General features: G+C 62.8%; 21 protein-coding genes. 20 read left to right on the top strand and 1 reads right to left on the bottom strand.

Going from position 1 to position 24,554, the window contains the following annotated elements; all coding sequences use genetic code 11:
• Positions 1 to 191 precede the first annotated feature (191 nt).
• The 12 genes from B2U07_RS01110 (at position 192) to B2U07_RS01165 (ending at position 13,327) form a co-directional block, all read left to right on the top strand.
• Positions 192 to 2,420 carry an NADP-dependent isocitrate dehydrogenase gene (locus B2U07_RS01110; protein WP_275545009.1) on the top strand — a complete coding sequence of 743 codons (2,229 nt, stop codon included), beginning with the start codon at positions 192 to 194 and terminating at the stop codon, positions 2,418 to 2,420.
• A 155-nt stretch (positions 2,421 to 2,575) separates the two neighbouring features.
• Positions 2,576 to 3,016 (top strand): NUDIX hydrolase, encoded by a 441-nt coding sequence (locus tag B2U07_RS01115; RefSeq protein ID WP_275545008.1) that lies wholly within the window; start codon positions 2,576 to 2,578, stop codon positions 3,014 to 3,016.
• 118 nt (positions 3,017 to 3,134) lie between these two features.
• The gene (gene mnmA / locus B2U07_RS01120; protein WP_275545007.1) at positions 3,135 to 4,247 is read left to right on the top strand and encodes a tRNA 2-thiouridine(34) synthase MnmA; all 1,113 of its coding nucleotides are present in this window, start codon (positions 3,135 to 3,137) and stop codon (positions 4,245 to 4,247) included.
• Positions 4,244 to 4,864 carry a high frequency lysogenization protein HflD gene (gene hflD, locus B2U07_RS01125; protein ID WP_197856520.1) on the top strand — a complete coding sequence of 207 codons (621 nt, stop codon included), beginning with the start codon at positions 4,244 to 4,246 and terminating at the stop codon, positions 4,862 to 4,864. The genes mnmA and hflD overlap by 4 nt, the downstream gene beginning before the upstream one ends.
• Before the next feature lie 2 nt (positions 4,865 to 4,866).
• Entirely contained in the window at positions 4,867 to 5,730 is an 864-nt protein-coding gene (locus B2U07_RS01130) for a DMT family transporter (protein ID WP_275545006.1), read from the top strand.
• Between the two features lie 148 nt (positions 5,731 to 5,878).
• Positions 5,879 to 7,249, top strand: coding sequence for an adenylosuccinate lyase (gene purB, locus B2U07_RS01135; protein WP_275545005.1), 1,371 nt, complete (start codon positions 5,879 to 5,881; stop codon positions 7,247 to 7,249).
• Between the two features lie 78 nt (positions 7,250 to 7,327).
• Positions 7,328 to 8,494 carry a cupin domain-containing protein gene (locus tag B2U07_RS01140; protein WP_275545004.1) on the top strand — a complete coding sequence of 389 codons (1,167 nt, stop codon included), beginning with the start codon at positions 7,328 to 7,330 and terminating at the stop codon, positions 8,492 to 8,494.
• Positions 8,487 to 8,912, top strand: coding sequence for a GNAT family N-acetyltransferase (locus B2U07_RS01145; RefSeq protein ID WP_197856516.1), 426 nt, complete (start codon positions 8,487 to 8,489; stop codon positions 8,910 to 8,912). Before B2U07_RS01140 ends, B2U07_RS01145 begins: the two co-directional genes overlap by 8 nt.
• A gap of 8 nt (positions 8,913 to 8,920) precedes the next feature.
• Positions 8,921 to 9,562: a histone acetyltransferase HPA2 gene (locus B2U07_RS01150; RefSeq protein WP_275545003.1), complete on the top strand. Its 642-nt coding sequence runs from the start codon at positions 8,921 to 8,923 to the stop codon at positions 9,560 to 9,562.
• Complete coding sequence (locus tag B2U07_RS01155) at positions 9,559 to 10,368, top strand: secretin N-terminal domain-containing protein (RefSeq protein ID WP_275545002.1); 810 nt, start codon at positions 9,559 to 9,561, stop codon at positions 10,366 to 10,368. The genes B2U07_RS01150 and B2U07_RS01155 overlap by 4 nt, the downstream gene beginning before the upstream one ends.
• A gap of 556 nt (positions 10,369 to 10,924) precedes the next feature.
• Complete coding sequence (locus B2U07_RS01160) at positions 10,925 to 12,520, top strand: isocitrate lyase (protein ID WP_197856513.1); 1,596 nt, start codon at positions 10,925 to 10,927, stop codon at positions 12,518 to 12,520.
• Positions 12,521 to 12,664: 144 nt separating this feature from the next.
• Positions 12,665 to 13,327, top strand: coding sequence for a hypothetical protein (locus tag B2U07_RS01165; protein WP_275545001.1), 663 nt, complete (start codon positions 12,665 to 12,667; stop codon positions 13,325 to 13,327).
• A gap of 40 nt (positions 13,328 to 13,367) precedes the next feature.
• Here the strand turns inward: B2U07_RS01165 and B2U07_RS01170 are convergent, their stop codons facing one another.
• Entirely contained in the window at positions 13,368 to 14,756 is a 1,389-nt protein-coding gene (locus B2U07_RS01170) for a pectin acetylesterase-family hydrolase (RefSeq protein WP_275545000.1), read from the bottom strand.
• 571 nt (positions 14,757 to 15,327) lie between these two features.
• Between B2U07_RS01170 and B2U07_RS01175 the strand changes: the two genes are divergently transcribed.
• The 8 genes from B2U07_RS01175 (at position 15,328) to nuoI (ending at position 24,460) form a co-directional block, all read left to right on the top strand.
• Complete coding sequence (locus B2U07_RS01175; RefSeq protein WP_013715479.1) at positions 15,328 to 15,741, top strand: NADH-quinone oxidoreductase subunit A; 414 nt, start codon at positions 15,328 to 15,330, stop codon at positions 15,739 to 15,741.
• 10 nt (positions 15,742 to 15,751) lie between these two features.
• On the top strand, positions 15,752 to 16,429 hold the full coding sequence (locus tag B2U07_RS01180; protein WP_013715478.1) for a NuoB/complex I 20 kDa subunit family protein: 678 nt from the start codon (positions 15,752 to 15,754) through the stop codon (positions 16,427 to 16,429).
• 62 nt (positions 16,430 to 16,491) lie between these two features.
• Entirely contained in the window at positions 16,492 to 18,273 is a 1,782-nt protein-coding gene (gene nuoC / locus B2U07_RS01185; RefSeq protein WP_296275531.1) for an NADH-quinone oxidoreductase subunit C/D, read from the top strand.
• A 2-nt stretch (positions 18,274 to 18,275) separates the two neighbouring features.
• Positions 18,276 to 18,770 carry an NADH-quinone oxidoreductase subunit NuoE gene (gene nuoE, locus B2U07_RS01190; RefSeq protein WP_419096303.1) on the top strand — a complete coding sequence of 165 codons (495 nt, stop codon included), beginning with the start codon at positions 18,276 to 18,278 and terminating at the stop codon, positions 18,768 to 18,770.
• Positions 18,767 to 20,128, top strand: coding sequence for an NADH-quinone oxidoreductase subunit NuoF (gene nuoF / locus B2U07_RS01195; RefSeq protein ID WP_275544998.1), 1,362 nt, complete (start codon positions 18,767 to 18,769; stop codon positions 20,126 to 20,128). The genes nuoE and nuoF overlap by 4 nt, the downstream gene beginning before the upstream one ends.
• A gap of 59 nt (positions 20,129 to 20,187) precedes the next feature.
• A complete protein-coding gene (nuoG, locus tag B2U07_RS01200; protein ID WP_275544997.1) occupies positions 20,188 to 22,911 on the top strand; it encodes an NADH-quinone oxidoreductase subunit NuoG in 2,724 nt (907 codons plus the stop codon).
• Positions 22,908 to 23,900, top strand: a complete 993-nt coding sequence (nuoH, locus tag B2U07_RS01205; protein WP_275544996.1) for an NADH-quinone oxidoreductase subunit NuoH — start codon at positions 22,908 to 22,910, stop codon at positions 23,898 to 23,900. Before nuoG ends, nuoH begins: the two co-directional genes overlap by 4 nt.
• An 11-nt stretch (positions 23,901 to 23,911) precedes the next feature.
• Positions 23,912 to 24,460: an NADH-quinone oxidoreductase subunit NuoI gene (gene nuoI / locus B2U07_RS01210; protein WP_275544995.1), complete on the top strand. Its 549-nt coding sequence runs from the start codon at positions 23,912 to 23,914 to the stop codon at positions 24,458 to 24,460.
• The last annotated feature ends 94 nt before the right edge of the window (positions 24,461 to 24,554 follow it).

The following is a 24,554-nucleotide window of genomic DNA, read 5'->3' on the forward strand; positions in this document are numbered from 1 at the left end:
AACCGGATAGCAGCCTCTTGAAGCCGGCGGGGATACACCATCGTCCGCCGGATCGAAACGTTCGACACTCTACGGGTGCATCCAACATCACCGCGGCGAGTCCTCGACCCGGCTCCACCATCCCGGAGTTCGCGCCACACGCGCAGGTCGAGTTTCTATGCGCGCTCAGCAAAGAAGAGAGTTAACGCTAAATGTCCACCCCTTCGAAGATCATCTATACCTTCACCGACGAAGCCCCGGCCCTTGCCACCTATTCGCTTCTGCCCATCGTGGAAGCCTTTGCCGCCTCGGCTGACATCTCCGTTGAAACCCGCGACATCTCTCTTGCTGGGCGAATCCTGGCGAGCTTTGCCGACCGTCTGGACGCCGACAAGCGCATCGATGACGACCTGGCCAAGCTGGCTGAGCTGACCCTGCAGCCTGACGCCAACATCATCAAACTGCCGAACATCAGTGCCTCCGTCCCTCAGCTCAAGGCCGCCATCGCCGAGCTGCAGGCCCAGGGCTACAACATCCCGGACTTCCCGGAAGATCCGCAGAGCGAAGAAGACAAGGAAGTGCGTGCGCGCTACGCCAAGGTACTGGGCAGCGCCGTCAACCCGGTTCTGCGTGAAGGCAACTCCGACCGTCGCGCCCCGGCCGCGGTCAAGGCCTACGCCCGCAAGCACCCGCACAGCATGGGCAAGTGGAGCATGGCTTCGCAGTCCCACGCCGACTACATGCGCGGCGGCGACTTCTTCTCCAGCGAGCAGTCGATCACCATGGCCAAGGCCGGTGACGTGCGCATCGAGTTCGTCGGCCAGGACGGCAAGGTCGAGGTCAAGAAACAACTCGCCCTGCAGGAAGGCGAAGTGTTCGACAGCATGTTCATGAGCTGCAACAAACTGCGCGCCTTCTTCGAGAAGACCCTGCAGGACTGCAAGGAAACCGGCGTGATGTGGTCCCTGCACGTCAAGGCGACCATGATGAAGGTTTCCCACCCGATCGTCTTCGGCCACGCCGTCAGCGTTTACTACAAGGACGTGTTCGACAAGTACGGCGAGCTGTTCAAGGAACTGGGCGTCAACCCGAACAACGGCATCAGCAGCGTCTACGACAAGATCAAGTCGCTGCCCGCCTCGCAGCAGGAAGAAATCCTGCATGACATCCACGAGGTCTACGCTCATCGCCCTGAAATGGCCATGGTCGACTCGGTCAAAGGCATTACCAACCTGCACATCCCGAGCGACGTGATCGTCGACGCTTCGATGCCTGCGATGATCCGCAACTCCGGCCAGATGTGGGGCAAGGACGGCAAGCAGAAAGACACCAAGGCCGTCATGCCTGAGAGCACCTACGCTCGCATCTATCAGGAAATGATCAACTTCTGCAAAACCAACGGTGCGTTCGACCCGACCACCATGGGCACCGTGCCGAACGTCGGCCTGATGGCGCAGAAGGCCGAAGAATACGGCTCCCACGACAAGACCTTCGAAATGACCGCCGACGGCACCATGCGCGTCGTTGCCGCCGACGGCACCGTGCTGATGCAGCACGAGGTAGAAGCCGGCGACATCTGGCGCGCCTGCCAGACCAAGGACGCGCCGATCCGCGATTGGGTCAAGCTGGCCGTTACCCGCGCTCGCCAGTCCGACACCCCGGCCATCTTCTGGCTGGACCCGGAGCGTGCTCACGATCGCGAGCTGCAGAAGAAGGTCGAGCTGTACCTCAAGGACCACGACCTGACTGGTCTGGACATTCGCATGATGGGCTACAACGAAGCCATCCGCGTATCCATGGAGCGCATGATCCGCGGCCTGGACACCATCTCGGTGACCGGCAACGTACTGCGTGACTACCTGACCGACCTGTTCCCGATCATGGAGCTGGGTACTTCGGCCAAGATGCTGTCCATCGTTCCGCTGATGGCGGGCGGCGGCATGTACGAAACCGGCGCCGGCGGTTCTGCACCCAAGCACGTACAACAGCTGGTCGAAGAAAACTACCTGCGCTGGGATTCCCTGGGCGAGTTCCTGGCCCTGGCCGTGTCGCTGGAAGAAACCGGCATCAAGACCAACAACGCCAAGGCCAAGGTGCTGGGCAAGACCCTGGACCAGGCTACCGGCAAGCTGCTGGACAACAACAAGTCCCCGGCGCGCAAGGTCGGCGAGATCGACAACCGTGGCAGCCACTTCTACCTGGCGCTGTACTGGGCACAGGCCCTGGCCGAGCAGAACGACGACGCGGCGCTGAAGGCTCACTTCGCCCCGCTGGCCAAGCAGCTGACCGAGCAGGAAGCAGCCATCGTTGCCGAGCTGGCTGCCGTACAGGGCAAGCCGGCGGAAATCGGTGGCTACTACCGCTCCAACCCTGAGCTGACCAGCAAGGTGATGCGCCCCAGCGCCACCTTCAACGCTGCTCTGACTGCACTGAATGCCTGATAAGGCTTGAGTGTCAGAAGAACCCCGGCCTGGTGCCGGGGTTCTTTATTTATGGATATGGACAATCTTTGTAGGAGCGAGCTCTGCTCGCGAAAAGCTTCGCGAGCAGAGCTCGCTCCTACAGAATCACGCTGATCGTTTTTTGGAGCACCGAAATGGACTGGCAACCCCATATCACCGTGGCAACGGTGATCGAAGACGATGGCTGCTTCCTCTTCGTCGAAGAATTCAAGGCCGGCCGCATGGTGCTGAATCAACCAGCCGGACACCTGGAGGCCAACGAGTCGCTGCGTGAAGCCGCAGTGCGCGAAACACTCGAGGAAACCGGCTGGGACGTGGAGCTGACCGCCCTGCTCGGCATCTATCTCTATACCGCGCCGAGCAACGGCGTCACCTATCAGCGCGTGTGCTTCAGCGCCCGCCCCGTGCGCCATAACCTCGAGCGCGAGCTGGATAGCGACATCAGCGGCATCACCTGGCTGACGCGCGACGAGCTGGCCGCACAACCCGAGCGCTGGCGTAGCGAGCTGGTACTGCGCTGCGTCGACGATTATTTGGCAGGCGTCAGTGGGCCGCTGGAGCTGGTGCGTAACTAAGCGTAGCCCGGATGAAATCCGGGGATGCCTGTCGCGCTCTTCCCGGATTTCATCCGGGCTACGGGTACAGGCTTTCTGGTAGACTCGGCAGTTTTTCAGGCTTCACTCGCAGACTCCCATGCAAGCACCTAGCACCCAACGCGTGATCGTCGGCATGTCCGGCGGCGTCGACTCGTCCGTTTCCGCCCTGCTGTTGATGGAACAGGGCTATCAGGTCGAAGGCCTGTTCATGAAGAACTGGGACGAAGACGACGGCACCGAATACTGCACCGCCATGGACGACCTGGCCGACGCCCAGGCCGTATGCGACCGCATCGGCATCAAGCTGCACACCGCCAACTTCGCCGCCGAGTACTGGGACAACGTGTTCGAGCATTTCCTGGCCGAATATAAGGCCGGACGCACGCCGAACCCGGACATCCTGTGCAACCGCGAGATCAAGTTCAAAGCCTTCCTCGACTACGCCCTGAGCCTCGGCGCCGACCTGATCGCCACCGGCCACTACGTACGTCGCCGTGATATCGACGGCCGCACCGAACTGCTCAAAGGCCTGGACCCGAACAAGGATCAGAGCTACTTCCTGCATGCCGTCGGCGGCGAGCAAATCGCCAAGACCTTGTTCCCGGTCGGCGAGCTGGAAAAGCCGCAGGTACGCGCCATCGCCGAGAAATACGAGCTGGCCACCGCGAAGAAGAAGGACTCCACCGGCATCTGCTTCATCGGCGAGCGCCGCTTCAGCGACTTCCTCAAGCAGTACCTGCCGGCGCAACCGGGCGATATCGAAACCACGGAAGGCCAGATCATCGGCCGTCATCATGGCCTGATGTACCACACCATCGGCCAGCGCCAGGGCCTGGGTATCGGCGGCCTCAAGGACGCCAGCGACGATCCCTGGTACGTGCTGCGCAAGGACCTGACACGCAATGTGCTGATCGTCGGCCAGGGCAACGAACATCCCTGGCTGTTCTCCCGCGCCCTGCTCGCCTCGGACATCTACTGGGTCAACCCCGTGGACCTGAGCACTCCGCGCCGCCTCACCGCCAAGGTGCGCTACCGCCAGAGTGACCAGCATTGCACCCTGGAGAAAACCGAAACCGGCTATCGCGCCGTGTTCGATGAGCCGCAACGCGCCGTAACGCCGGGCCAGTCCGTGGTGTTTTACGACGGCGAGGTGTGCCTAGGCGGCGGCGTGATCGAAACAGCAGAAGCCTGGTACGAGGACGCCCGATGAGCCCGATGCAGGAACAGCTGGTCGCCCTCGGCGCCGTCTTCGAAGCCGCTTCCCTGGCCGACAAGATCGCCCGCACCGGCCAGGTCAGTGAAGCCTCGATGGGCTGCATGCTCGGCAGCCTGCTGGTGCGCGATCCGAAAACCACACTGGACGTCTACGGTGGCGACGATCTCAACCTGCGTGATGGCTATCGCGCGCTGATCAGCTCGCTGGAGCGCAACCCGTCCGCCCTGCAGCGCGAGCCGCTGCGTTATTCCCTGGCGATGATCGGGCTGGAACGCCAGCTGGATAAGCGCAGCGACATGCTGCAGGTGATGGGCAGTCGCCTGGACCAGATCCAGCAACAGGTCGAGCACTTTGGCCTGGTTCACGACAACGTCATCGCCGCCTGCGGTGGCCTGTACCAGGACACCATCAGCACCTTCCGCCAGCGCATCCAGGTGCATGGCGACATGCGCTTCCTGCAGCAGCCGAACAACGCCGCGAAGATCCGCGCACTGCTGCTCGCAGGCATTCGCTCGGCGCGCCTCTGGCGTCAGCTTGGCGGCCACCGCTGGCAGTTGGTGTTCAGTCGCGGCAAGCTGCTCAAAGAACTCTACCAACTGACGCGAAACTGACCATGGAGCCCGCCAGCCGCAGTGTCAAACCCCTCCAGGGTGCCCTGCTGCTAGCACTCTCGGCGCTGCTGTTCGCCTTTACCGGGGTCGGCATCCGCGAGATCTCCGTCAGCGTCAACAACGAGTCGGTGGTGTTCTTCCGCAACCTGGTCGGCGTGCTGTTCTTCCTGCCCCTGCTGCTGGTGCGCGGGGTCCGCCCGCTGCGCACGACCCGCCTGAAATCTCATCTGTGGCGCACCACATACGGCTTGGCGGCGATGTACTGCTTCTTCTACGCCATCGCCCATCTGCCGCTGGCTGACGCCATGCTGTTCACCTACTCGGCGCCGGTATTCACGCCACTGATCGCGCACATCTGGCTCAAGGAGCCGCTAACCCGGCGCATGCTGATCAGCAGCCTGATTGGCCTGTGTGGCGTACTCTTAGTGGCCAAACCCAGCGCCGCGTTATTCGAAGGCCCTGCCCTGATCGGCCTGGCGGCTAGCCTGCTGGCGGCCTTCGCCTTCGTTTCCATCCGCGAAATGAGCGACAGCGAGCCGGCCACCCGTATCGTCTTCTATTTCTCGCTGTTCAGCGCGTTGTTTTCCGCCATCCCGCTGACCTGGAGCTGGCAGCCGCTGGACGCCAACCAGCTCGGCTGGCTGCTGGGTATCGGCCTGCTGGCCACCGCCAGCCAGGTGATCATGTCGCGCGCCTACGGCCTGGCGCCGCCCGGGCTGATCGGCCCGGTCGCCTACCTGGCCATCGTCTTCGCCGGCATCATCGCCTGGCTGCTCTGGAACGAGACGCCAGACAACCTCTCGCTGCTCGGCGCGGCACTGATCTTTGCCGCCAGTCTGTTATCGGTCGCAAGACGCAGGGCATAGGCGGTCATGCGCCGGTTTTCATGTATGATATGCGCCCTTTTCGTCAGAGGTCGTCCAGGCACCTGAGCTAGAGCCCGCTTCATCGAAGCCGGCGCGATGCACAGAGACCCCGGATGGCTTTTCAGCCCGACAGCTCGAGAACGCCTACATGCAGCTTTCCTCGCTCACCGCGGTTTCCCCCGTCGACGGCCGCTACGCCGGCAAAACCAGCGCCCTGCGCCCAATCTTCAGCGAATACGGCCTGATCCGCAGCCGCGTACTGGTCGAAGTGCGCTGGCTGCAGCGCCTGGCTGCCCACGAAGGCATCCCGGAAGTCGCGCCCTTCTCCGCCGAAGCCAACGCCCTGCTCAACGAGCTGGCCGAGAACTTCGCCGTCGAGCACGCCGAGCGCGTCAAGGAAATCGAGCGCACCACCAACCACGACGTCAAGGCCGTGGAGTACCTGCTCAAGGAGCAGGCCGCCAAGCTGCCTGAACTGGACAAGGTCAGCGAGTTCATCCACTTCGCCTGCACCAGCGAGGACATCAACAACCTGTCCCACGCCCTGATGCTGCGCGAAGGCCGTGACCAAGTGCTGCTGCCGCTGATGAAGCAACTGGCCGACGCCATCCGCGAACTGGCGGTGAAATTCGCCGATGTGCCGATGCTGTCGCGCACCCACGGCCAGCCGGCTTCGCCGACCACCCTGGGCAAGGAGTTGGCCAACGTCGTCTACCGCCTGGAGCGCCAGATCGCTCAGGTCGCTGCCGTGCCGCTGCTGGGCAAAATCAACGGCGCCGTGGGCAACTACAACGCCCACCTGTCGGCCTACCCGAGCATCGACTGGGAAGCCAACGCGCGCCAGTTCATCGAGGGTGACCTGGGCTTGACCTGGAACCCCTACACCACCCAGATCGAGCCGCACGACTACATCGCCGAGCTGTTCGACGCCATCGCCCGCTTCAACACCATCCTGATCGACTTCGACCGCGACGTCTGGGGCTACATCTCCCTCGGTTACTTCAAGCAGAAGACCGTAGCGGGCGAGATCGGCTCCTCGACCATGCCGCACAAGGTCAACCCGATCGACTTCGAGAACTCCGAAGGCAACCTGGGCATCGCCAACGCGATCTTCCAGCACCTGGCCAGCAAGCTCCCGATCTCCCGCTGGCAGCGCGACCTGACCGACTCCACCGTGCTGCGCAACCTGGGTGTCGGCTTCGCTCACAGCGTCATCGCTTACGAGGCAAGCCTCAAGGGAATCAGCAAGTTGGAGCTCAATGCGGGGCGTATTGCTGAAGATCTGGACGCCTGCTGGGAAGTGCTCGCCGAGCCGATCCAGACCGTGATGCGCCGCTACGCCATCGAGAACCCGTACGAGAAGCTCAAGGAGCTGACCCGCGGCAAGGGCATCAGCCCCGAGGCCCTGCTGGCCTTCATCGACGGCCTGGACATGCCGGCCGCCGCCAAGGAAGAGCTCAAGCAACTGACCCCGGCGCGCTACATCGGTAACGCCGTGGCCCAGGCCAAGCGTATCTAACAGTTTTCAGCCACGAGGACGCCCGGCTGAGCCGGGCGTTTTTGTTTTAAGGTTTTTATCCATTTCAAGGGCTTAGCGATGAATCCTGATACTCCGCTGCAATTGCTGGGTGGCCTCACAGCCCGTGAGTTCCTCCGCGATTACTGGCAGAAAAAACCGCTGCTGGTGCGCCAGGCCATTCCCGACTTCGAAGGCCCGATCAGCCCGGACGAACTGGCCGGCCTAGCGCTGGAAGAAGAAGTCGAGTCGCGCCTGGTGATCGAGCACGGCGAACGCCCCTGGGAGCTGCAGCGTGGCCCGTTCAACGAAGACACCTTCCAGGACCTGCCCGAGCGCGACTGGACCCTGCTGGTGCAGGCCGTCGATCAATTCGTCCCGGAAGTGGCCGAGCTGCTGGAAGACTTCAAGTTCCTGCCCAAGTGGCGCATCGACGACCTGATGATCAGCTTCGCTGCCCCCGGTGGCGGCGTCGGCCCGCATTTCGACAACTACGACGTATTCCTGCTGCAGGCCCACGGCCATCGCCGCTGGCAGATTGGCCAGATGTGCGATGCCGACAGCCCGCTGCTCCCCCACGCCGATCTGAAGATCCTGGCCGAATTCGAACCAACTGATGAGTGGGTACTGGAGCCCGGCGACATGCTTTATCTGCCGCCGTGCCTGGCCCACAACGGCATTGCCGAGGATGATTGCATGACCTATTCCGTGGGCTTCCGCGCGCCGAGCGCCGCCGAAGTGCTGACCCATTTCACTGACTTCCTCGGCCAGTTCCTGCCCGACGAAGAGCGTTACAGCGACGCTGACATCCAGCCGAGCGAGGACCCCCACCAGATCCAGCGCGACGCCCTGGAGCGTCTCAAGGCCCTGCTCAACGAACACATGAGCGACGAGCGCCTGCTGATGACCTGGTTCGGCCAGTTCATGACCGAGCCCAAGTACCCGGAACTGGTCGCCGGCATCGAAATCGAGGAAGACGACTTCCTCGGCGCCCTGGAAGATGGTGCGATCGTCATCCGTAACCCCAGCGCACGCATGGCCTGGTCGGAAGTGGGTGAAGACCTGGTGCTGTTCGCCAGCGGCCAGAGCCGCCTGGTGTCGGCGCGCTTGCGCGAGCTGCTGAAGCTGATCTGCAGCGCCGACGCGTTACATGTGGAAAACCTCGGTGCCTGGCTGGCCGACGACGAGGGGCGTACCCTGCTGTGGGAACTGGTCAAACAGGGCAGCCTGGGATTTGCCGATGAGTGAGATCACCGTCCGTGTCGCGGACTGGCATAAGGACATCGCCGAGCTTCGCCGCATCCGCGACAGCGTGTTCGTCGCCGAGCAATCGGTACCGCCGGAGCTGGAGTGGGACGCCGAAGATACCGAGGCCGTGCACTTTCTCGCCGAGGAAGGCGACTACCCGGTTGGCACCGCACGCCTGCTGCCGGATGGCCATATCGGTCGCGTCTCGGTGCTCAAGGACTGGCGCGGCCTCAAGGTCGGCGAGAAACTGATGCAGGCGGTGATCGCCGAAGCGGAAAAACGCGGCCTGCATCAGCAAATGCTCACTGCCCAGGTGCACGCCACACCGTTCTATGAAAGGCTAGGCTTCAGGATTGTCAGCGACGAATACCTCGACGCCGGCATACCGCACGTGGATATGGTGCGCACCAGCCAGTAGAGACCCAGATGAACGAAAAAGACGCCCCGGTCGAACCGAGCGATACGCCAGAAGCCACTGAGTTGGCGGCCATCGAATTCGAGTCGCCGGGGCGTTTTGCCGTGCACAACCCCGAACCCGTCACGGCGGACGCGGCGCAATGGGAGCCGGCGCCGTTCGTCCTCGGCCAGCATGAGCACCTGGAGCGCTTCAGCAAGCCGCAGGAGGCGCGCGCCCACGTTCTGGCATTGATCCAGCAGGCCCAGCGCAATCTGTGTCTATATACCGACGATCTCGAACCCTGGCTCTATCACCACAGCAGCGTGGAGCAGGCCTGCACCCGTTTCCTGCTGAACAGCCCGCGGGCGCGCCTGCGCATCCTGCTGCGCGATCCAACCCGTGCGGTGAAGGAAGGCCATCGCCTGCTCGCGCTATCGCGTCGGCTGTCCTCCAACTTGCATATCCGCAAACTCAACCCGGACTACGCCAGCGATGAACTGGCCTTCCTGATCGCCGACGACAGAGGGCTGCTGTTGTGCCCGGAACTCGATCAGCAGTCCGGCTACACCCTGTACAACGATCCGGCGCGCGTGCGCCAGCGTCAGGCCCAGTTCGACCAGGCCTGGGACACCAGCATTACCGACCCCGACCTGCGGAGCTTCCTGCTATGACCCTGCGCACGCTGTTCGCCGCCCTGCTTCTCGGCCTGTGCCTGCCTTTGCAAGCCGCTACCGAGGTGATCCCGCTGAACTACCGCACCGCCGACGACGTAATGGGCGTGGTGCAGTCGATGCTCGGCAACGAGGGCAAGGTCAGTGCCTACGGCAACCAGCTGGTGGTCAATGCCTCACCCGCCAAGATCGGCGAAGTTCGCGTGCTCCTGCAGCAGCTCGACACCCGTCCGCGCCGCCTACTGATCACCGTGGAAAGTACCGACAGCAACTACCAGAACGACCGTGGCTATCGGGCCGATGGCACCCTTAGCGCCGGCAATGCCGAAGTGCAGGTCGGCCGTGGCGAAGTCAACGGTCGCGACCAGGTACGCATCATCCGTCGCAGCACCGACAGCCGCGGCGGCGGCACCCAGCAGGTGCAGGCCACCGAGGGCTATCCGGCGCTGATCCAGGTCGGTCAGAGCGTACCGCTGACCAGCACCAGCACCGGCCCGTACGGCCAGGTGTACCAGGACACCCAGTACCGTGACGTGACCCAGGGCTTCTACGTAACGGCCAGCCTCTCCGGCGAGCTGGTGCATGTTTCCATCAGCAGCCAGCGCGACCGGATGAATGACCACCGCCCCGGCGTGGTCGACGTGCAGAGCACCGACACGCGCGTCAGTGGTCGCCTGGGCGAATGGATCACCCTCGGCGGCGTCAGCGAGCAAACCAGTTCCAGCGGCCGTGATGTGCTACGCCGGCACACCACCCAAGGCCGCGAAGACATGTCACTGCGCCTCAAAGTCGAAGCCCTCGACTGACGTCCCCGACCAAAGTCGAATGCCCTTGCGCCCTAGGTACGATGGACAGGCCGCGTAACCCGAAAAATGCCTGAAACGCCCGGGCCATGGGCTGCCGCGCATGACCAATCAGTCGCCGAATGAATATGTAGTAGTTTTGAAAAACCACTACAAAACGTTTGACGAAGTATTTTCCCAGAGGCATGATGGCCTCGCTCCCGCTAGCCAGGGGTCCTGAAAAGGATCTCCAGATCGTTCACGAAGTACTTCGTAGCGGTCCGTGTCCCAACAGCCCACAAGGCCGTACGACGAGGTTGCGACTGGAACGAAGTTGTCCTGAGGGACGGGGAAGCGTTTAGCGTCAAACAGATCGATGATGTAGCAGGTGCCGAGGTTTCCACGAGCCAAGGGCCCCAGACGAAGTTTTCGAACTGTTCGCCACACCCCCTCCTCGCGGTCAATCCTCGCCCAGCCGTTTCCTTGCCGTCAAAGTGGAAGCCTCTCGCAGCCGCTGCATCCGTGCACGCATTGCGTGGGTAGTCGGTGCTCAACCAACACATTCTTTGAAGGATTGACCATGTCCGCATATCAAAACGACATCAAGGCTGTAGCCGCTCTGAAAGAGACGTTCGGCAGCAGCTGGAGCGCTATCAACCCCGAGTCCGTCGCCCGTATGCGCGCTCAGAACCGCTTCAAGACCGGTCTGGAAATCGCTCAGTACACCGCTGACATCATGCGCAAGGACATGGAAGAGTACGACGCCGACTCCTCCGTCTACACCCAGTCCCTGGGCTGCTGGCACGGCTTCATCGGTCAGCAGAAGCTGATCTCGATCAAGAAGCACCTGAAGACCACCAACAAGCGCTACCTCTACCTGTCCGGCTGGATGGTCGCTGCCCTGCGCTCCGACTTCGGCCCGCTGCCGGACCAGTCGATGCACGAGAAGACTGCCGTATCCGACCTGATCGAAGAGCTGTACACCTTCCTGCGTCAGGCTGACAGCCGTGAGCTGGACCTTCTGTTCACCGCCCTGGATGCCGCTCGTGAAGCTGGCGACCAGGCCAAGGCTGCCGAGATCCAGAACCAGATCGACAACTTCGAGACTCACATCGTCCCGATCATCGCCGACATCGATGCTGGCTTCGGTAACCCGGAAGCCACCTACCTGCTGGCCAAGCGCATGATCGAAGCCGGTGCCTGCTGTATCCAGATCGAAAACCAGGTTTCCGACGAGAAGCAGTGCGGTCACCAGGACGGTAAAGTGACCGTTCCTCATGCCGACTTCCTTGCCAAGATCGCTGCCGTTCGCTACGCCTTCCTCGAGCTGGGCATCGACAACGGCGTCATCGTCGCACGTACCGACTCCCTGGGCGCCGGCCTGACCAAGCAGATCGCCGTGACCAAAGAGCCGGGCGACCTGGGCGACCTGTACAACAGCTTCCTCGATTGCGAAGAAGTGTCCGCTGCCGATCTGGGTAACGGCGACGTCGTGATCAACCGCGGCGGCAAGCTGCTGCGTCCGAAGCGCCTGCCGTCCAACCTGTTCCAGTTCCGCAAGGGCACTGGCGAAGACCGCTGCGTACTGGACTGCATCACCAGCCTGCAGAACGGCGCCGACCTGCTGTGGATCGAAACCGAGAAGCCGCACGTTGGCCAGATCAAGGCCATGGTCGACCGCATCCGCGACGTCATCCCGAACGCCAAGCTGGTGTACAACAACAGCCCGTCCTTCAACTGGACCCTGAACTTCCGTCAGCAGGTGTTCGACGCCATGGTTGCCGAAGGCAAGGATGTTTCCGCCTACGACCGCGCCAAGCTGATGAGCGTCGAGTACGACGAGACCGAGCTGGCTCAGGTAGCCGATGAGAAGATCCGTACCTTCCAGCGCGATGGTTCCGCTCACGCCGGTATCTTCCACCACCTGATCACCCTACCGACCTACCACACTGCTGCTCTGTCCACCGACAACCTGGCCAAGGGCTACTTCGCCGACCAGGGCATGCTGGCCTACGTGAAAGGTGTTCAGCGTCAGGAACTGCGTCAGGGTATCGCCTGCGTCAAGCACCAGAACATGGCTGGCTCCGACATTGGCGACAACCACAAGGAGTACTTCGCTGGCGAAGCTGCTCTGAAGGCGAGCGGTAAAGACAACACGATGAACCAGTTCCACTAAGAACGGTTCCCTGCTGCGGACCACGCATCCGCAGCAGACTTTTTGCCTAATCCGCCCCGGCTCTGCTGGGGCTTTTTTTCGTCCTGCATTTTCCCTCACGCCCCACAGCTCCTAAGCTCAGACGACGCCCTTTGGAGTCGCCCCATGCCCTCACCACGCCAAGCCCTGCTATTAGGCAGCTGCCTTCTGGTCGGTAGCGCGACCCTGACCTGGTATTGGCAACGCCCCACCGCTCAGGAACCTGTCATCGTCGATTCCGAGCAGAGTCAGGCGCCTGCAGCCATCCAGGACAGCGCCCCGCCAGCGTCGACGGACCTCAGCACGGAGCAACGCCAACTGCTGGCAAGGCCTGAGGTTCGCCAACAGGAGCGGCGCCTGGAATTTCATCAACGCTATAGAGCCTTCATCGAGCAGGCAAAGCAGTTCGATGAAGGCAGCCGGGAAGCTCAGGCGCAGGCGCTGAGCGAAGGGCTCGACGCCATGGAACAACAGGGAGAATTGGCATTGAGCGAAGCCCTGCTGCTGCAGATTGCCCTGATCAAGGCCGTCAGCGACGACGAAAACGAACAGAAGAGACGCGCCGAGGCGCTGATCGAGCGCTACCGGGCCATAAGCGCCGAACGCGAAGCCAGACTGGCACAGCGATCAGACCCGGATTTCGACCGTTACAAGGCCGAGGAAAAGCGCATCGTCGAGGAAGTCCTCGCCCTGCAGAACATCCCCGACGGGCTGACTCGCGACCAATATCTGCGCCAGCGCCTGCAACAGGCCCGCGAACGCAACTACCGGCAAGCTCCAGACAGTTGAGTATGGTGGCAAAGCTGTTCGTCACCGCGCCCGCTGACCATCAGAGCAGTTGATCGAGCAGGTAATACAGGAGGTTGAACGGCTTGTTGCGATCGGCCACATCGCTGCTTTCGGAAGCGTCGAGCACCTGTCCGCTGCCGTCCAGTACGCTACCGATGAAGTTGTCCAGTTGCAGGTTCTGCTCCTGAATATCGGCGTTGGCGAATTCGATGATGCTGGTGCAGTGGCTTTCGTTGACGTCTCGAAACTGTGGGAAGTAGCCGCCGACATTGCCCAGGTTGGCCAGTTGGCTGCGCAGACGCGTGGTATCGGTCGCCCAGCGCTGCTTGATCAGCGCCTCCCTGGCGGCCTGATTCGGCGCATTGACGATCTCCGGATAGAAACGCTCGTAGGAATAGGATGAATAGTTCAGGTCCTGCCAGAAATGCGTATGCCCCATTCGATCTCCCGGCAGGTTGCTCGAAAGCGCCGGATACAGAGTGCCCAGGTCGTTGCTGTTGAAACCGGGCAAGCGCGTCTGCAGGTACTGCAGCGGCCCCTCGGTGGCATCGAGGCCCCAGGCCTGACGAATGAAGGCCTGCAGCGGATAGGACGGATATGCCTGATTGTCGCCAGCCAGCGCGGTGTACACCGGCCCGGAGTCGTTGATCAGGTAACCGCGATCCGGGGCGATGTCCTGGCGCAGGTTGGCGTAATTGGTCAGGCTGCCCGCACCGCCGGCACTGCAACCGGTGGTGAGCATCTGCGTTGGCCGCGGCAGGTTGTCCTTCAGCCACCCTGCCACCGCGCGCATGTTGCGCAGGCCGTTGTGGTGCCACACCAGCGGCGGGTTTTCACCCTGCGGGTCCTGGTAGACCGCCACCTTGTCGCCGGAGTAGATATCCCCCGTGCAGTACGGCACGTAAACCATGTTCCAGTTCTGCGTCTTTACCCGCGTCCACGGGTGCAGGCGCACGACGAAGGGGCTTACCAGGCTGGCGCCGAGGTTGAGCAGGGACATGTAGTCGTCGGCGATGCCATCTGGGTTGCGCGCGCCGCGTATGCCGCTCTGGCCGCTGCAGCTGGCATAGTCCCAGCAAGCACCGCCGCCCTCCAGGTAAACGATGGTATTGCGCGTGTTCGGCACACGATTGATAAAGAATTTGTAAGGCGAGCCGTTGCCACACACCGCACCGGTTTGTGGCGCCATCTGGATCGTCTGCCAACCGTAATAGTTGCTAGGGTTGAAGCCGCTGGCGAAACCGCTCGGGTTGGCCAGTAGCGGGTATGGCCCGACACGTTGCGCGGGCGTCACCGGGTTATCGGCCTTGGGCGGCGAAACCAGATTGCTCAACCCCTGCCAGAAGCTGTAATCGCCCAGCTCCGCGCTGGCAGGCGCGCTCAGGGCGAGCAGCATGATGGCTGGGACAAGACGCGACTCGACAGGCATGGCAAACCCCTCATGTTGTTATGCGTACGAAGGGCCGGCATACCCAGGCTGGGGTAACTTCGCAGATCCAACGGGTGGTGGGCACTGCATGATTGGTACATCGCTTTTATCGATTCATGCACGCTAGTACAGGATCGGCGTAGCGGCCTCTCCCAGGGGATGACATTTGGTGATAAATCGCGGGCCGCTTTATGCGCTGAGGGAATTTTCCGTCGCGGCCAGTGCTTTGGGCCAAACACCAAAGGTGCAGCTGAATACGCATCTCGGCGGGGATAATCACGCAAGAAAATGATGCACATTAGGCGGATGAATGGCCGATGAATTGCCATACCAGCGTGCTTGGCTATAGTCCTGACGGCAGAGACGATGCTACTCGCGGCTGATTTGCATCATTGCGACAAATCGGTCAGAAGCTCGACACAACGGGCGAAAGTGCAGGATAATTTGCTTTGAAAAATTTACTTACAGTTACCTTGCACATAGTATTGTATACACACTTTGCGTCAGCGCCCTCGACGGCGCCTGGCCACTACTAAATTAAAAGCCGTTCCTTAGTTCAAGGAGTACCGGCATGCCTGATGCTGTAACGACCATGTCCCATAACTGGGCCTTCGCTGTTTTCTTGCTGGGTGTCTGCGGGCTCATCGCCTTCATGCTCGGCGTTTCCAGCCTGCTTGGCAGCAAGGCCTGGGGACGCAGCAAGAACGAGCCTTTCGAGTCGGGCATGCTTCCCACCGGCAGCGCGCGTCTGCGCCTGTCAGCCAAGTTCTATCTGGTCGCGATGCTCTTCGTGATCTTCGACGTTGAAGCCCTCTATCTCTTCGCTTGGGCAGTCTCGGTGCGCGAAAGCGGCTGGGCGGGCCTGATCGAAGCTACAGTTTTCATAGCAATTCTGTTGGCAGGTCTTGTCTATCTTTGGCGTATCGGCGCGCTCGATTGGGCACCGCAGGGACGTCGTGAACGGCAGGCGAAGCTGAAACAATGAGGCTTTGGCGATGCAATACAAACTTACTCGGGTCGACCCGAATGCGCCCAACGAGGCGTATCCGATCGGCCAGCGGGAGGTCGTCTCCGACCCGCTGCTAGAGGATCAGGTTCACAAGAACATCTACATGGGCAAGCTCTCGGACGTGCTTAACGGCGCGGTCAACTGGGGGCGCAAGAATTCCTTGTGGCCGTACAACTTCGGCCTGTCCTGCTGCTATGTGGAAATGACCACCGCCTTCACCGCCCCGCACGACGTGGCGCGTTTCGGTGCGGAAGTCATTCGCGCATCACCCCGCCAAGCCGACTTCATGGTCATCGCCGGCACCTGCTTCATCAAGATGGCGCCGGTCATCCAGCGCCTCTACGAGCAGATGCTGGAGCCCAAGTGGGTTATCTCCATGGGTTCATGCGCCAACTCCGGCGGCATGTACGACATCTACTCGGTCGTTCAGGGCGTGGACAAGTTCCTCCCCGTGGACGTCTACATTCCCGGCTGTCCGCCCCGTCCGGAGGCGTTCCTGCAAGGCTTGATGCTGCTGCAGGAATCCATCGGCCAGGAGCGCCGCCCGCTGTCCTGGGTCGTTGGCGATCAAGGCATCTACCGTGCCGAAATGCCTTCGCAGAAGGAACAGCGACGCGAGCAGCGAATCGCCGTTACCAACCTGCGTAGCCCCGACGAAGTCTGAGCCGATGCTTGCCTGCGCAAGCGTCACGCCACTTTCTACGTTGATCGACAGCGACCGAGACCATGACTCAAGACACCGTTGTGTCCATACCGCCTTACAAGGCTGACGACCAGGACGTCGTCGCCGAATTGCACGCCCGTTTTGGCGACGACAGTTTCACCCTGCAAGCGACCCGCACCGGCATGCCGATACTCTGGGTTGCCCGTGAGCACCTTATTGAAGTGCTCACCTGCCTGCGCAACCTGCCGCGCCCCTACGTGATGCTTTACGACCTGCACGGCGTCGACGAGCGCTTGCGCACCCAGCGTCGCAGCCTGCCGGACGCCGACTTCACGGTGTTCTATCACCTGATGTCGCTGGAGCGTAATAGTGACGTAATGATCAAGGTCGCCTTGTCCGAGCGCGACCTCAACCTGCCCACCGCCACCGGCATCTGGCCCAACGCCAACTGGTACGAGCGCGAAGTCTGGGATCTGTACGGCATCACCTTCACCGGCCACCCGCACCTGAGCCGCATCATGATGCCGCCTACCTGGGAAGGTCATCCGCTGCGCAAGGACTACCCGGCGCGCGCCACCGAATTCGATCCGTTCAGCCTGACCCTGGCCAAGCAGCAGCTCGAGGAAGAAGCCGCACGCTTCAATCCCGAAGACTGGGGCATGAAACGCGGTGGTGAGCACGAGGACTACATGTTCCTCAACCTCGGCCCCAACCACCCCTCCGCCCACGGTGCCTTCCGCATCATCCTGCAGCTCGACGGCGAAGAGATCGTCGATTGCGTACCGGAGATCGGCTACCACCACCGTGGCGCCGAGAAGATGGCCGAACGCCAGAGCTGGCACAGCTTCATCCCCTACACCGACCGCATCGACTACCTCGGCGGGGTGATGAACAACCTGCCCTACGTGCTCTCGGTGGAGAAGCTCGCCGGCATCGAAGTGCCCGCCCGTGTCGACTTCATCCGCGTGATGCTCGCCGAGTTCTTCCGCATCACCAGCCACCTGCTGTTCCTCGGTACCTACATCCAGGACGTCGGCGCCATGACCCCGGTGTTCTTCACCTTCACCGACCGCCAGCGTGCCTACAAGGTGATCGAAGCCATCACCGGCTTCCGCCTGCACCCGGCCTGGTACCGCATCGGCGGCGTCGCCCATGACCTGCCGCGCGGCTGGGACAAGCTGGTCAAGGAATTCGTCGACTGGCTGCCCAAGCGCCTCGACGAATACGAGAAGGCCGCGCTGAAGAACAGCATCCTCAAGGCACGGACCATCGGCGTGGCGCAGTACAACACCAAGGAAGCGCTGGAGTGGGGCACCACCGGCGCCGGCCTGCGCGCCACCGGTTGCGACTTCGACCTGCGCAAGGCACGCCCCTACTCCGGCTACGAGCACTTCGAGTTCGAGGTGCCACTGGCCGCCAATGGCGACGCCTACGACCGCTGCATGGTGCGCGTGGAAGAGATGCGCCAGAGCATCCGCATCATCGACCAGTGCCTGAAGAACATGCCGGAAGGCCCGTACAAGGCCGACCATCCGCTGACCACGCCGCCGCCGAAAGAGCGCACGCTGCAGCACATCGAAACCCTGATCACCCACTTCCTGCAGGTTTCCTGGGGCCCGGTCATGCCGGCCAACGAAGCCTTCCAGATGATCGAGGCGACCAAGGGCATCAACAGTTATTACCTGACGAGCGACGGCAGCACCATGAGCTACCGCACCCGGATTCGCACCCCCAGCTTCGCCCACCTGCAACAGATCCCCTCGGTGATCCGCGGCAGCATGGTGGCGGATCTGATCGCCTACCTGGGCAGTATCGACTTCGTCATGGCCGACGTGGACCGCTGATCATGAACACGCTAATTCAGACCGACCGTTTCACCCTCAGCGAAAGCGAGCGCTCAGCCATCGAGCACGAGATGCACCACTACGAAGACCCGCGCGCCGCCAGCATCGAAGCGCTGAAGATCGTGCAGAAGCAACGCGGCTGGGTGCCGGACGGCGCTGCTGACGCCATTGGCGAAATTCTCGGCATCCCGGCCAGCGACGTCGAAGGCGTGGCCACCTTCTACAGTCAGATATTCCGTCAACCCGTCGGTCGTCACGTGATTCGCGTGTGCGACAGCATGACCTGCTACATCGGCGGCCATGAGTCGGTGGTCAGTGAGATGCAGAAGCAACTTGGCATCGGTCTCGGCCAGACCACCGCCGACCAGCGTTTCACCCTGCTGCCGGTGTGCTGCCTGGGCAACTGCGACAAGGCTCCGGCGCTGATGATCGACGACGACACCTTCGGCGATGTTCAACCTGACGGCGTCGCCAAGCTGCTGGAGGAGTACAAATGAAGATGTTGACCTCCATCGGCCCAGCCAACCGCATCGCCCGCAGCGAAGAAACCCATCCGCTGACCTGGCGCCTGCGTGACGACGCCCAGCCGGTGTGGCTGGAGGAATACCAGCAGAAGAACGGCTACACGGCCGCACGCAAGGCACTGACCGAGATGGCCCAGGCCGACATCGTGCAGACCGTCAAGGAATCCGGGCTCAAGGGTCGCGGCGGCGCAGGCTTCCCCACCGGGGTGAAGTGGGGCCTGATGCCGGCCGACGAATCCATGAACATCCGCTACCTGCTGTGCAATGCGGATGAGATGGAGCCCAACACCTGGAAAGACCGCCTGCTGATGGAGCAGCTGCCGCACCTGCTGGTGGAAGGCATGCTGATCTCCGCGCGCGCCCTCAAGGCCTACCGCGGCTACATCTTCCTGCGCGGCGAATACGTCGACGCCGCCGCCAACCTCAACCGCGCCATCGACGAAGCCAAGGCTGCAGGCCTCTTGGGCAAGAACATCTTCGGCTCAGGCTTCGATTTCGAGCTGTTCGTGCACACCGGCGCCGGCCGCTACATCTGCGGCGAGGAAACCGCGCTGATCAACTCGCTGGAAGGCCGCCGTGCCAACCCGCGCGCCAAGCCGCCCTTCCCCGCTGCCGTCGGCGTGTGGGGCAAGCCGACCTGCGTCAATAACGTCGAGACCCTGTGCAACGTGCCGGCCATCGTCGGCCAGGGCGTGGAGTGGTACAAGGGCCTCGCCCTCCCGGGCAGCGAAGACCACGGCACCAAGCTGATGGGCTTCTCCGGCAAGGTGAAGAACCCCGGCCTGTGGGAACTGCCGTTCGGCATTACAGCGCGCGAACTGTTCGAGGACTACGCCGGCGGCATGCGCGACGGCTATCGCCTCAAATGCTGGCAGCCCGGCGGCGCCGGCACCGGTTTCCTGCTGCCCGAGCACCTCGAGGCGCAGATGTACGCCGGCGGCATCGCCAAGGTCGGCACGCGTATGGGCACCGGCCTGGCGCTGGCGGTGGACGACTCGATCAACATGGTCTCCCTGCTGCGCAACATGGAAGAGTTCTTCGCCCGCGAGTCCTGCGGCTGGTGCACGCCGTGCCGCGACGGCCTGCCATGGAGCGTGAAGATTCTCCGCGCCCTGGAGCGTGGCGAAGGCACCCGCGAGGACATCGCCACCCTGCTCGGCCTGGTCAACTTCCTCGGCCCGGGCAAGACCTTCTGTGCTCACGCGCCAGGCGCCGTGGAGCCGTTGGGCAGCGCGATCAAGTATTTCCGTGAAGAGTTCGAGGCCGGAATGGCCCAGGCCGGTGTGGCCAAGGTGGCGACTACGCCCCGCATGCCGGCAAGTGCGAGCTGAACAGACGAATTCCCTTAGCCAGCCGCTTTTATGAAGCGGGTAAACGAAGACTTAAAGAAATGGCCACTATCCACGTAGACGGCAAAGATTTCGAAGTCGATGGTGCAGACAACCTCCTGCAGGCCTGCCTGTCCCTCGGACTCGATATCCCCTACTTCTGCTGGCATCCGGCGCTGGGCAGCGTCGGCGCCTGCCGCCAGTGCGCGGTCAAGCAGTACAACGACGAGAACGACACCCGTGGTCGCATCGTCATGTCCTGCATGACGCCCGCCACCGACAACACCTGGATCAGCATCGACGACGAGGAATCCAAGGCGTTCCGCGCTAGCGTCGTCGAATGGCTGATGACCAACCACCCGCACGACTGCCCGGTGTGCGAGGAAGGTGGTCACTGCCACCTGCAGGACATGACGGTGATGACCGGCCACAACGCCCGTCGCTATCGCTTCACCAAGCGTACCCACCAGAACCAGGAACTCGGCCCCTTCATCGCCCACGAGATGAACCGCTGCATCGCCTGCTACCGCTGCGTGCGCTATTACAAGGATTACGCCGGCGGCACCGACCTGGGCGTCTATGGCGCGCATGACAACGTGTACTTCGGCCGTGTCGAGGACGGCACGCTGGAAAGCGAGTTTTCCGGCAACCTGGTGGAGGTCTGCCCGACCGGCGTGTTCACCGACAAGACCCACTCCGAGCGCTACAACCGCAAGTGGGACATGCAATTCGCCCCGAGCATCTGCCACGGCTGCTCCAGCGGCTGCAACATCAGCCCCGGTGAGCGCTACGGCGAGCTGCGACGTATCGAGAACCGCTTCAACGGCTCGGTGAACCAGTACTTCCTCTGTGACCGTGGCCGCTTCGGCTATGGCTACGTCAACAATGCGGATCGCCCGCGTCAGCCGCTGCTGGCTGGCCAGGCCATCGGCATCGATGCCGCGCTGGACAAGGCCGCCGAGCTGCTCAAGGGCAAGCGCGTGATCGGCATTGGCTCGCCGCGCGCCAGCCTGGAATCCAACTTCGCCCTGCGCGAACTGGTCGGCGCCAGCAACTTTTACAGCGGCATCGCCGCCAGCGAATTGGCCAATATCCGCCTGATCCGCGACATCCTGCAAAACGGCCCGCTGCCGACGCCGACCCTGCGCGATGTCGAACTGCACGACGCCATCTTCGTCCTCGGCGAGGACCTGACCCAGACCGCCGCACGCATGGCCCTGGCCCTGCGCCAGGCGGTCAAGGGCAAGGCCACCGAAATCGCTGCCGGTGCGCGTATTCAGGACTGGCACATGGCGGCTGTGCAGAACGTCGCCCAGCACGCCCTGCACCCGCTGTTTATCGCCAGCGTCGCGGAAACCCGCCTCGACGATATCGCCGAGCAGTGCGTGCACGCCGCACCGGCCGACCTGGCCCGTATCGGTTTCGCCGTGGCCCACGCCATCGACCCGAGCGCACCGGCCGTCGATGGCCTGGACGCCGAAGCCGGCGAACTGGTGCAGCGCATCGCCGATGCCCTGATAAATGCCAAGCGCCCGCTGGTCGTTTCCGGCGCCTCCCTGGGCGACAAGGCCGTGATCGAAGCCGCCGCCAATATCGCCAGCGCGCTGAAGAACCGCGAGAAGAACGGCTCGCTGAGCCTGGTGGTACCCGAGGCCAACAGCCTGGGGCTGGCACTTCTTCTGGATAAAGAGCAGGGCGGCGAGTCCGTCGATGCCGCACTCGATGCTCTGAGCAACGGCCAGACCGATGCCGTCATCGTGCTGGAAAACGACCTGTACCGCCGCGCCGATGCGGCCAAGGTCGACGCCGCGCTCAGCGCCGCGCAAGCGGTGATCGTCGCCGATCACCAGCGCACCGCCACCAGCGAACGCGCCCATCTGCTGCTGCCGGCGGCCAGCTTCGCCGAAGGCGACGGCACCCTGGTCAGCCTCGAAGGCCGCGCCCAGCGCTTCTTCCAGGTCTATGAGCCGAGCTACTACGACGCGGGCATTCTGATCCGCGAAGGCTGGCGCTGGCTGCACGCGCTGCACAGCACCCTGCAGGGCAAGGCCGTGGACTGGACGCAACTGGACCAGGTCACCGCGGCCTGCGCCGCCAGTAATCCGTTGCTGGCGGGCATCAAGGACGCCGCGCCGATTGCCTCGTTCCGCATCAAGGGGCTCAAGCTCGCCCGCGAGCCGCACCGCTACAGTGGTCGTACCGCCATGCGCGCCAATGTCAGCGTGCACGAGCCGCGTCAGCCGCAGGATCAGGACACCGCCTTCGCCTTCTCCATGGAAGGCTACGCCGGCAGCAAGGAAGATCGGCAGCAGATTCCGTTCGCCTGGTCGCCGGGCTGGAACTCGCCGCAGGCGTGGAACAAGTTCCAGGACGAGGTCGGTGGTCACCTGCGTGCCGGCGACCCCGGCGTGCGCCTGCTCGAAGCCGCCGGTAACGTCCTGCCGTGGTTCGCCGTGAACGCCGCGTTCAACCCGGCAGCCGGCACCTGGCAGGTGGCGCCGCTGCACCACCTGTTCGGCAGCGAGGAAAACTCCGCGCGCGCCAAACCGATTCAGGAGCGCATGCCCGAGCCCTACGTGGCCCTGGCCCGCGATGAAGCGGCACGCTTTGGCGTGAACGACGGCGCGCTGCTGGCCCTGCGCGTCAACGGTCAGGCACTGCGCCTGCCGCTGCAGGTGCGTGATGATCTGGCCGTTGGCCTGGTCGGCCTGCCGGTCGGCTTGCCAGGTATTCCGGCAGCCGTCGCCGGCGCCAGCGTGACCCTGCTGCAGGAGGCCGCGCAATGAGCTGGTTGACGCCCGAACTGATCGAGATCGTCATCGCGGTACTCAAGGCCATCGTCATCCTGCTGGTGGTGGTGGTCTGCGGCGCGCTGCTGAGCTTCATCGAGCGCCGCCTGCTCGGCTGGTGGCAGGATCGCTACGGCCCCAACCGTGTGGGGCCGTTCGGCATGTTTCAGATCGCCGCCGACATGATCAAGATGTTCTTCAAGGAGGACTGGACGCCGCCGTTCGCCGACAGGTTCATATTCATCCTGGCACCGATGATCGCCTTCTCGGCGATGCTGATGGCCTTCGCCATCATCCCCATCACCCCGACCTGGGGCGTGGCGGATCTGAACATCGGCATCCTGTTCTTCTTCGCCATGGCCGGCTTGTCGGTCTATGCCGTGCTGTTCGCCGGCTGGTCGAGCAACAACAAGTTCGCCCTGCTCGGTGCCCTGCGCGCTTCGGCGCAGACGGTGTCCTACGAGGTTTTCCTGGCCCTGGCGCTGATGGGCGTGGTGGCGCAGGTCGGCTCGTTCAACATGCGCGACATCGTCGATTACCAGGCGCAGAACCTGTGGTTCATCATTCCGCAGTTCTTCGGCTTCTGTACCTTCTTCATCGCTGCCGTCGCCGTGACTCACCGTCACCCATTCGACCAGCCGGAAGCCGAGCAGGAGCTGGCCGATGGTTACCACATCGAATACGCCGGGATGAAATGGGGCATGTTCTTCGTTGGCGAATACGTGGCCATCGTCACCGTGTCGGCGCTGCTGGTAACCCTGTTCTTTGGTGGCTGGCACAGCCCGTTCGGCATCCTGCCGCAGATTCCGTTCTTCTGGTTCGCGCTGAAAACGGCCTTCTTCATCATGATCTTCATCCTGCTGCGCGCGTCGATCCCACGCCCGCGCTATGACCAGGTCATGGCCTTCAGCTGGAAGTTCTGCCTGCCGCTGACCCTGATCAACCTACTGGTGACCGGCGCCGTCGTGCTGGCCACGGCCCAGTAAGGAGAAAAGCAATGTTCAAGTACATCTGGGACGTGCTGGTCGGTACCGGCACCCAACTGCGCAGCCTAGCCATGGTCTTCAGCCATGGCTTTCGCAAACGCGACACCCTGCAATACCCGGAAGAGCCGGTCTACCTGCCGCCGCGCTACCGTGGCCGCATCGTCCTGACCCGCGACCCCGACGGCGAGGAACGCTGCGTCGCCTGCAACCTTTGCGCCGTGGCCTGCCCGGTGGGCTGCATCTCGCTGCAGAAGGCCGAGACCGATGACGGGCGCTGGCACCCGGAGTTCTTCCGCATCAACTTCTCGCGCTGCATCTTCTGCGGCCTGTGCGAGGAAGCCTGCCCGACCACTGCGATCCAGCTCACGCCCGATTTCGAGATGGGCGAGTTCAAGCGTCAGGATCTGGTGTACGAGAAGGAAGACCTGCTGATCAGCGGCCCCGGCAAGAACCCGGACTACAACTTCTACCGCGTTGCCGGTATGGCCATCGCCGGCAAGCCCAAGGGCGCCGCGCAGAACGAGGCCGAGCCGATCAACGTCAAGGGGCTGTTGCCATGAGCCAGGGTCATGGGTTTTCCCGCCCTGTAGGAGCGAGCTCTGCTCGCGAACGCAGACAACGCCAAACGCTTCGCGAGCAGAGCTCGCTCCTACG

The sequence above is a fragment of the Pseudomonas sp. UBA7530 genome (genome assembly GCF_002479365.1).
GTDB lineage: Bacteria > Pseudomonadota > Gammaproteobacteria > Pseudomonadales > Pseudomonadaceae > Aquipseudomonas.

Bases quoted from the DNA above. Each gene is read 5' to 3' on its own strand.
- B2U07_RS01110 (WP_275545009.1), top strand. From the start codon at position 192: ATGTCCACCCCTTCGAAGATCATCTATACCTTCACCGACGAAGCCCCG.
- B2U07_RS01115 (WP_275545008.1), top strand. From the start codon at position 2,576: ATGGACTGGCAACCCCATATCACCGTGGCAACGGTGATCGAAGACGAT.
- mnmA (WP_275545007.1), top strand. From the start codon at position 3,135: ATGCAAGCACCTAGCACCCAACGCGTGATCGTCGGCATGTCCGGCGGC.
- hflD (WP_197856520.1), top strand. From the start codon at position 4,244: ATGAGCCCGATGCAGGAACAGCTGGTCGCCCTCGGCGCCGTCTTCGAA.
- B2U07_RS01130 (WP_275545006.1), top strand. From the start codon at position 4,867: ATGGAGCCCGCCAGCCGCAGTGTCAAACCCCTCCAGGGTGCCCTGCTG.
- purB (WP_275545005.1), top strand. From the start codon at position 5,879: ATGCAGCTTTCCTCGCTCACCGCGGTTTCCCCCGTCGACGGCCGCTAC.
- B2U07_RS01140 (WP_275545004.1), top strand. From the start codon at position 7,328: ATGAATCCTGATACTCCGCTGCAATTGCTGGGTGGCCTCACAGCCCGT.
- B2U07_RS01145 (WP_197856516.1), top strand. From the start codon at position 8,487: ATGAGTGAGATCACCGTCCGTGTCGCGGACTGGCATAAGGACATCGCC.
- B2U07_RS01150 (WP_275545003.1), top strand. From the start codon at position 8,921: ATGAACGAAAAAGACGCCCCGGTCGAACCGAGCGATACGCCAGAAGCC.
- B2U07_RS01155 (WP_275545002.1), top strand. From the start codon at position 9,559: ATGACCCTGCGCACGCTGTTCGCCGCCCTGCTTCTCGGCCTGTGCCTG.
- B2U07_RS01160 (WP_197856513.1), top strand. From the start codon at position 10,925: ATGTCCGCATATCAAAACGACATCAAGGCTGTAGCCGCTCTGAAAGAG.
- B2U07_RS01165 (WP_275545001.1), top strand. From the start codon at position 12,665: ATGCCCTCACCACGCCAAGCCCTGCTATTAGGCAGCTGCCTTCTGGTC.
- B2U07_RS01170 (WP_275545000.1), bottom strand. From the start codon at position 14,756: ATGCCTGTCGAGTCGCGTCTTGTCCCAGCCATCATGCTGCTCGCCCTG.
- B2U07_RS01175 (WP_013715479.1), top strand. From the start codon at position 15,328: ATGCCTGATGCTGTAACGACCATGTCCCATAACTGGGCCTTCGCTGTT.
- B2U07_RS01180 (WP_013715478.1), top strand. From the start codon at position 15,752: ATGCAATACAAACTTACTCGGGTCGACCCGAATGCGCCCAACGAGGCG.
- nuoC (WP_296275531.1), top strand. From the start codon at position 16,492: ATGACTCAAGACACCGTTGTGTCCATACCGCCTTACAAGGCTGACGAC.
- nuoE (WP_419096303.1), top strand. From the start codon at position 18,276: ATGAACACGCTAATTCAGACCGACCGTTTCACCCTCAGCGAAAGCGAG.
- nuoF (WP_275544998.1), top strand. From the start codon at position 18,767: ATGAAGATGTTGACCTCCATCGGCCCAGCCAACCGCATCGCCCGCAGC.
- nuoG (WP_275544997.1), top strand. From the start codon at position 20,188: ATGGCCACTATCCACGTAGACGGCAAAGATTTCGAAGTCGATGGTGCA.
- nuoH (WP_275544996.1), top strand. From the start codon at position 22,908: ATGAGCTGGTTGACGCCCGAACTGATCGAGATCGTCATCGCGGTACTC.
- nuoI (WP_275544995.1), top strand. From the start codon at position 23,912: ATGTTCAAGTACATCTGGGACGTGCTGGTCGGTACCGGCACCCAACTG.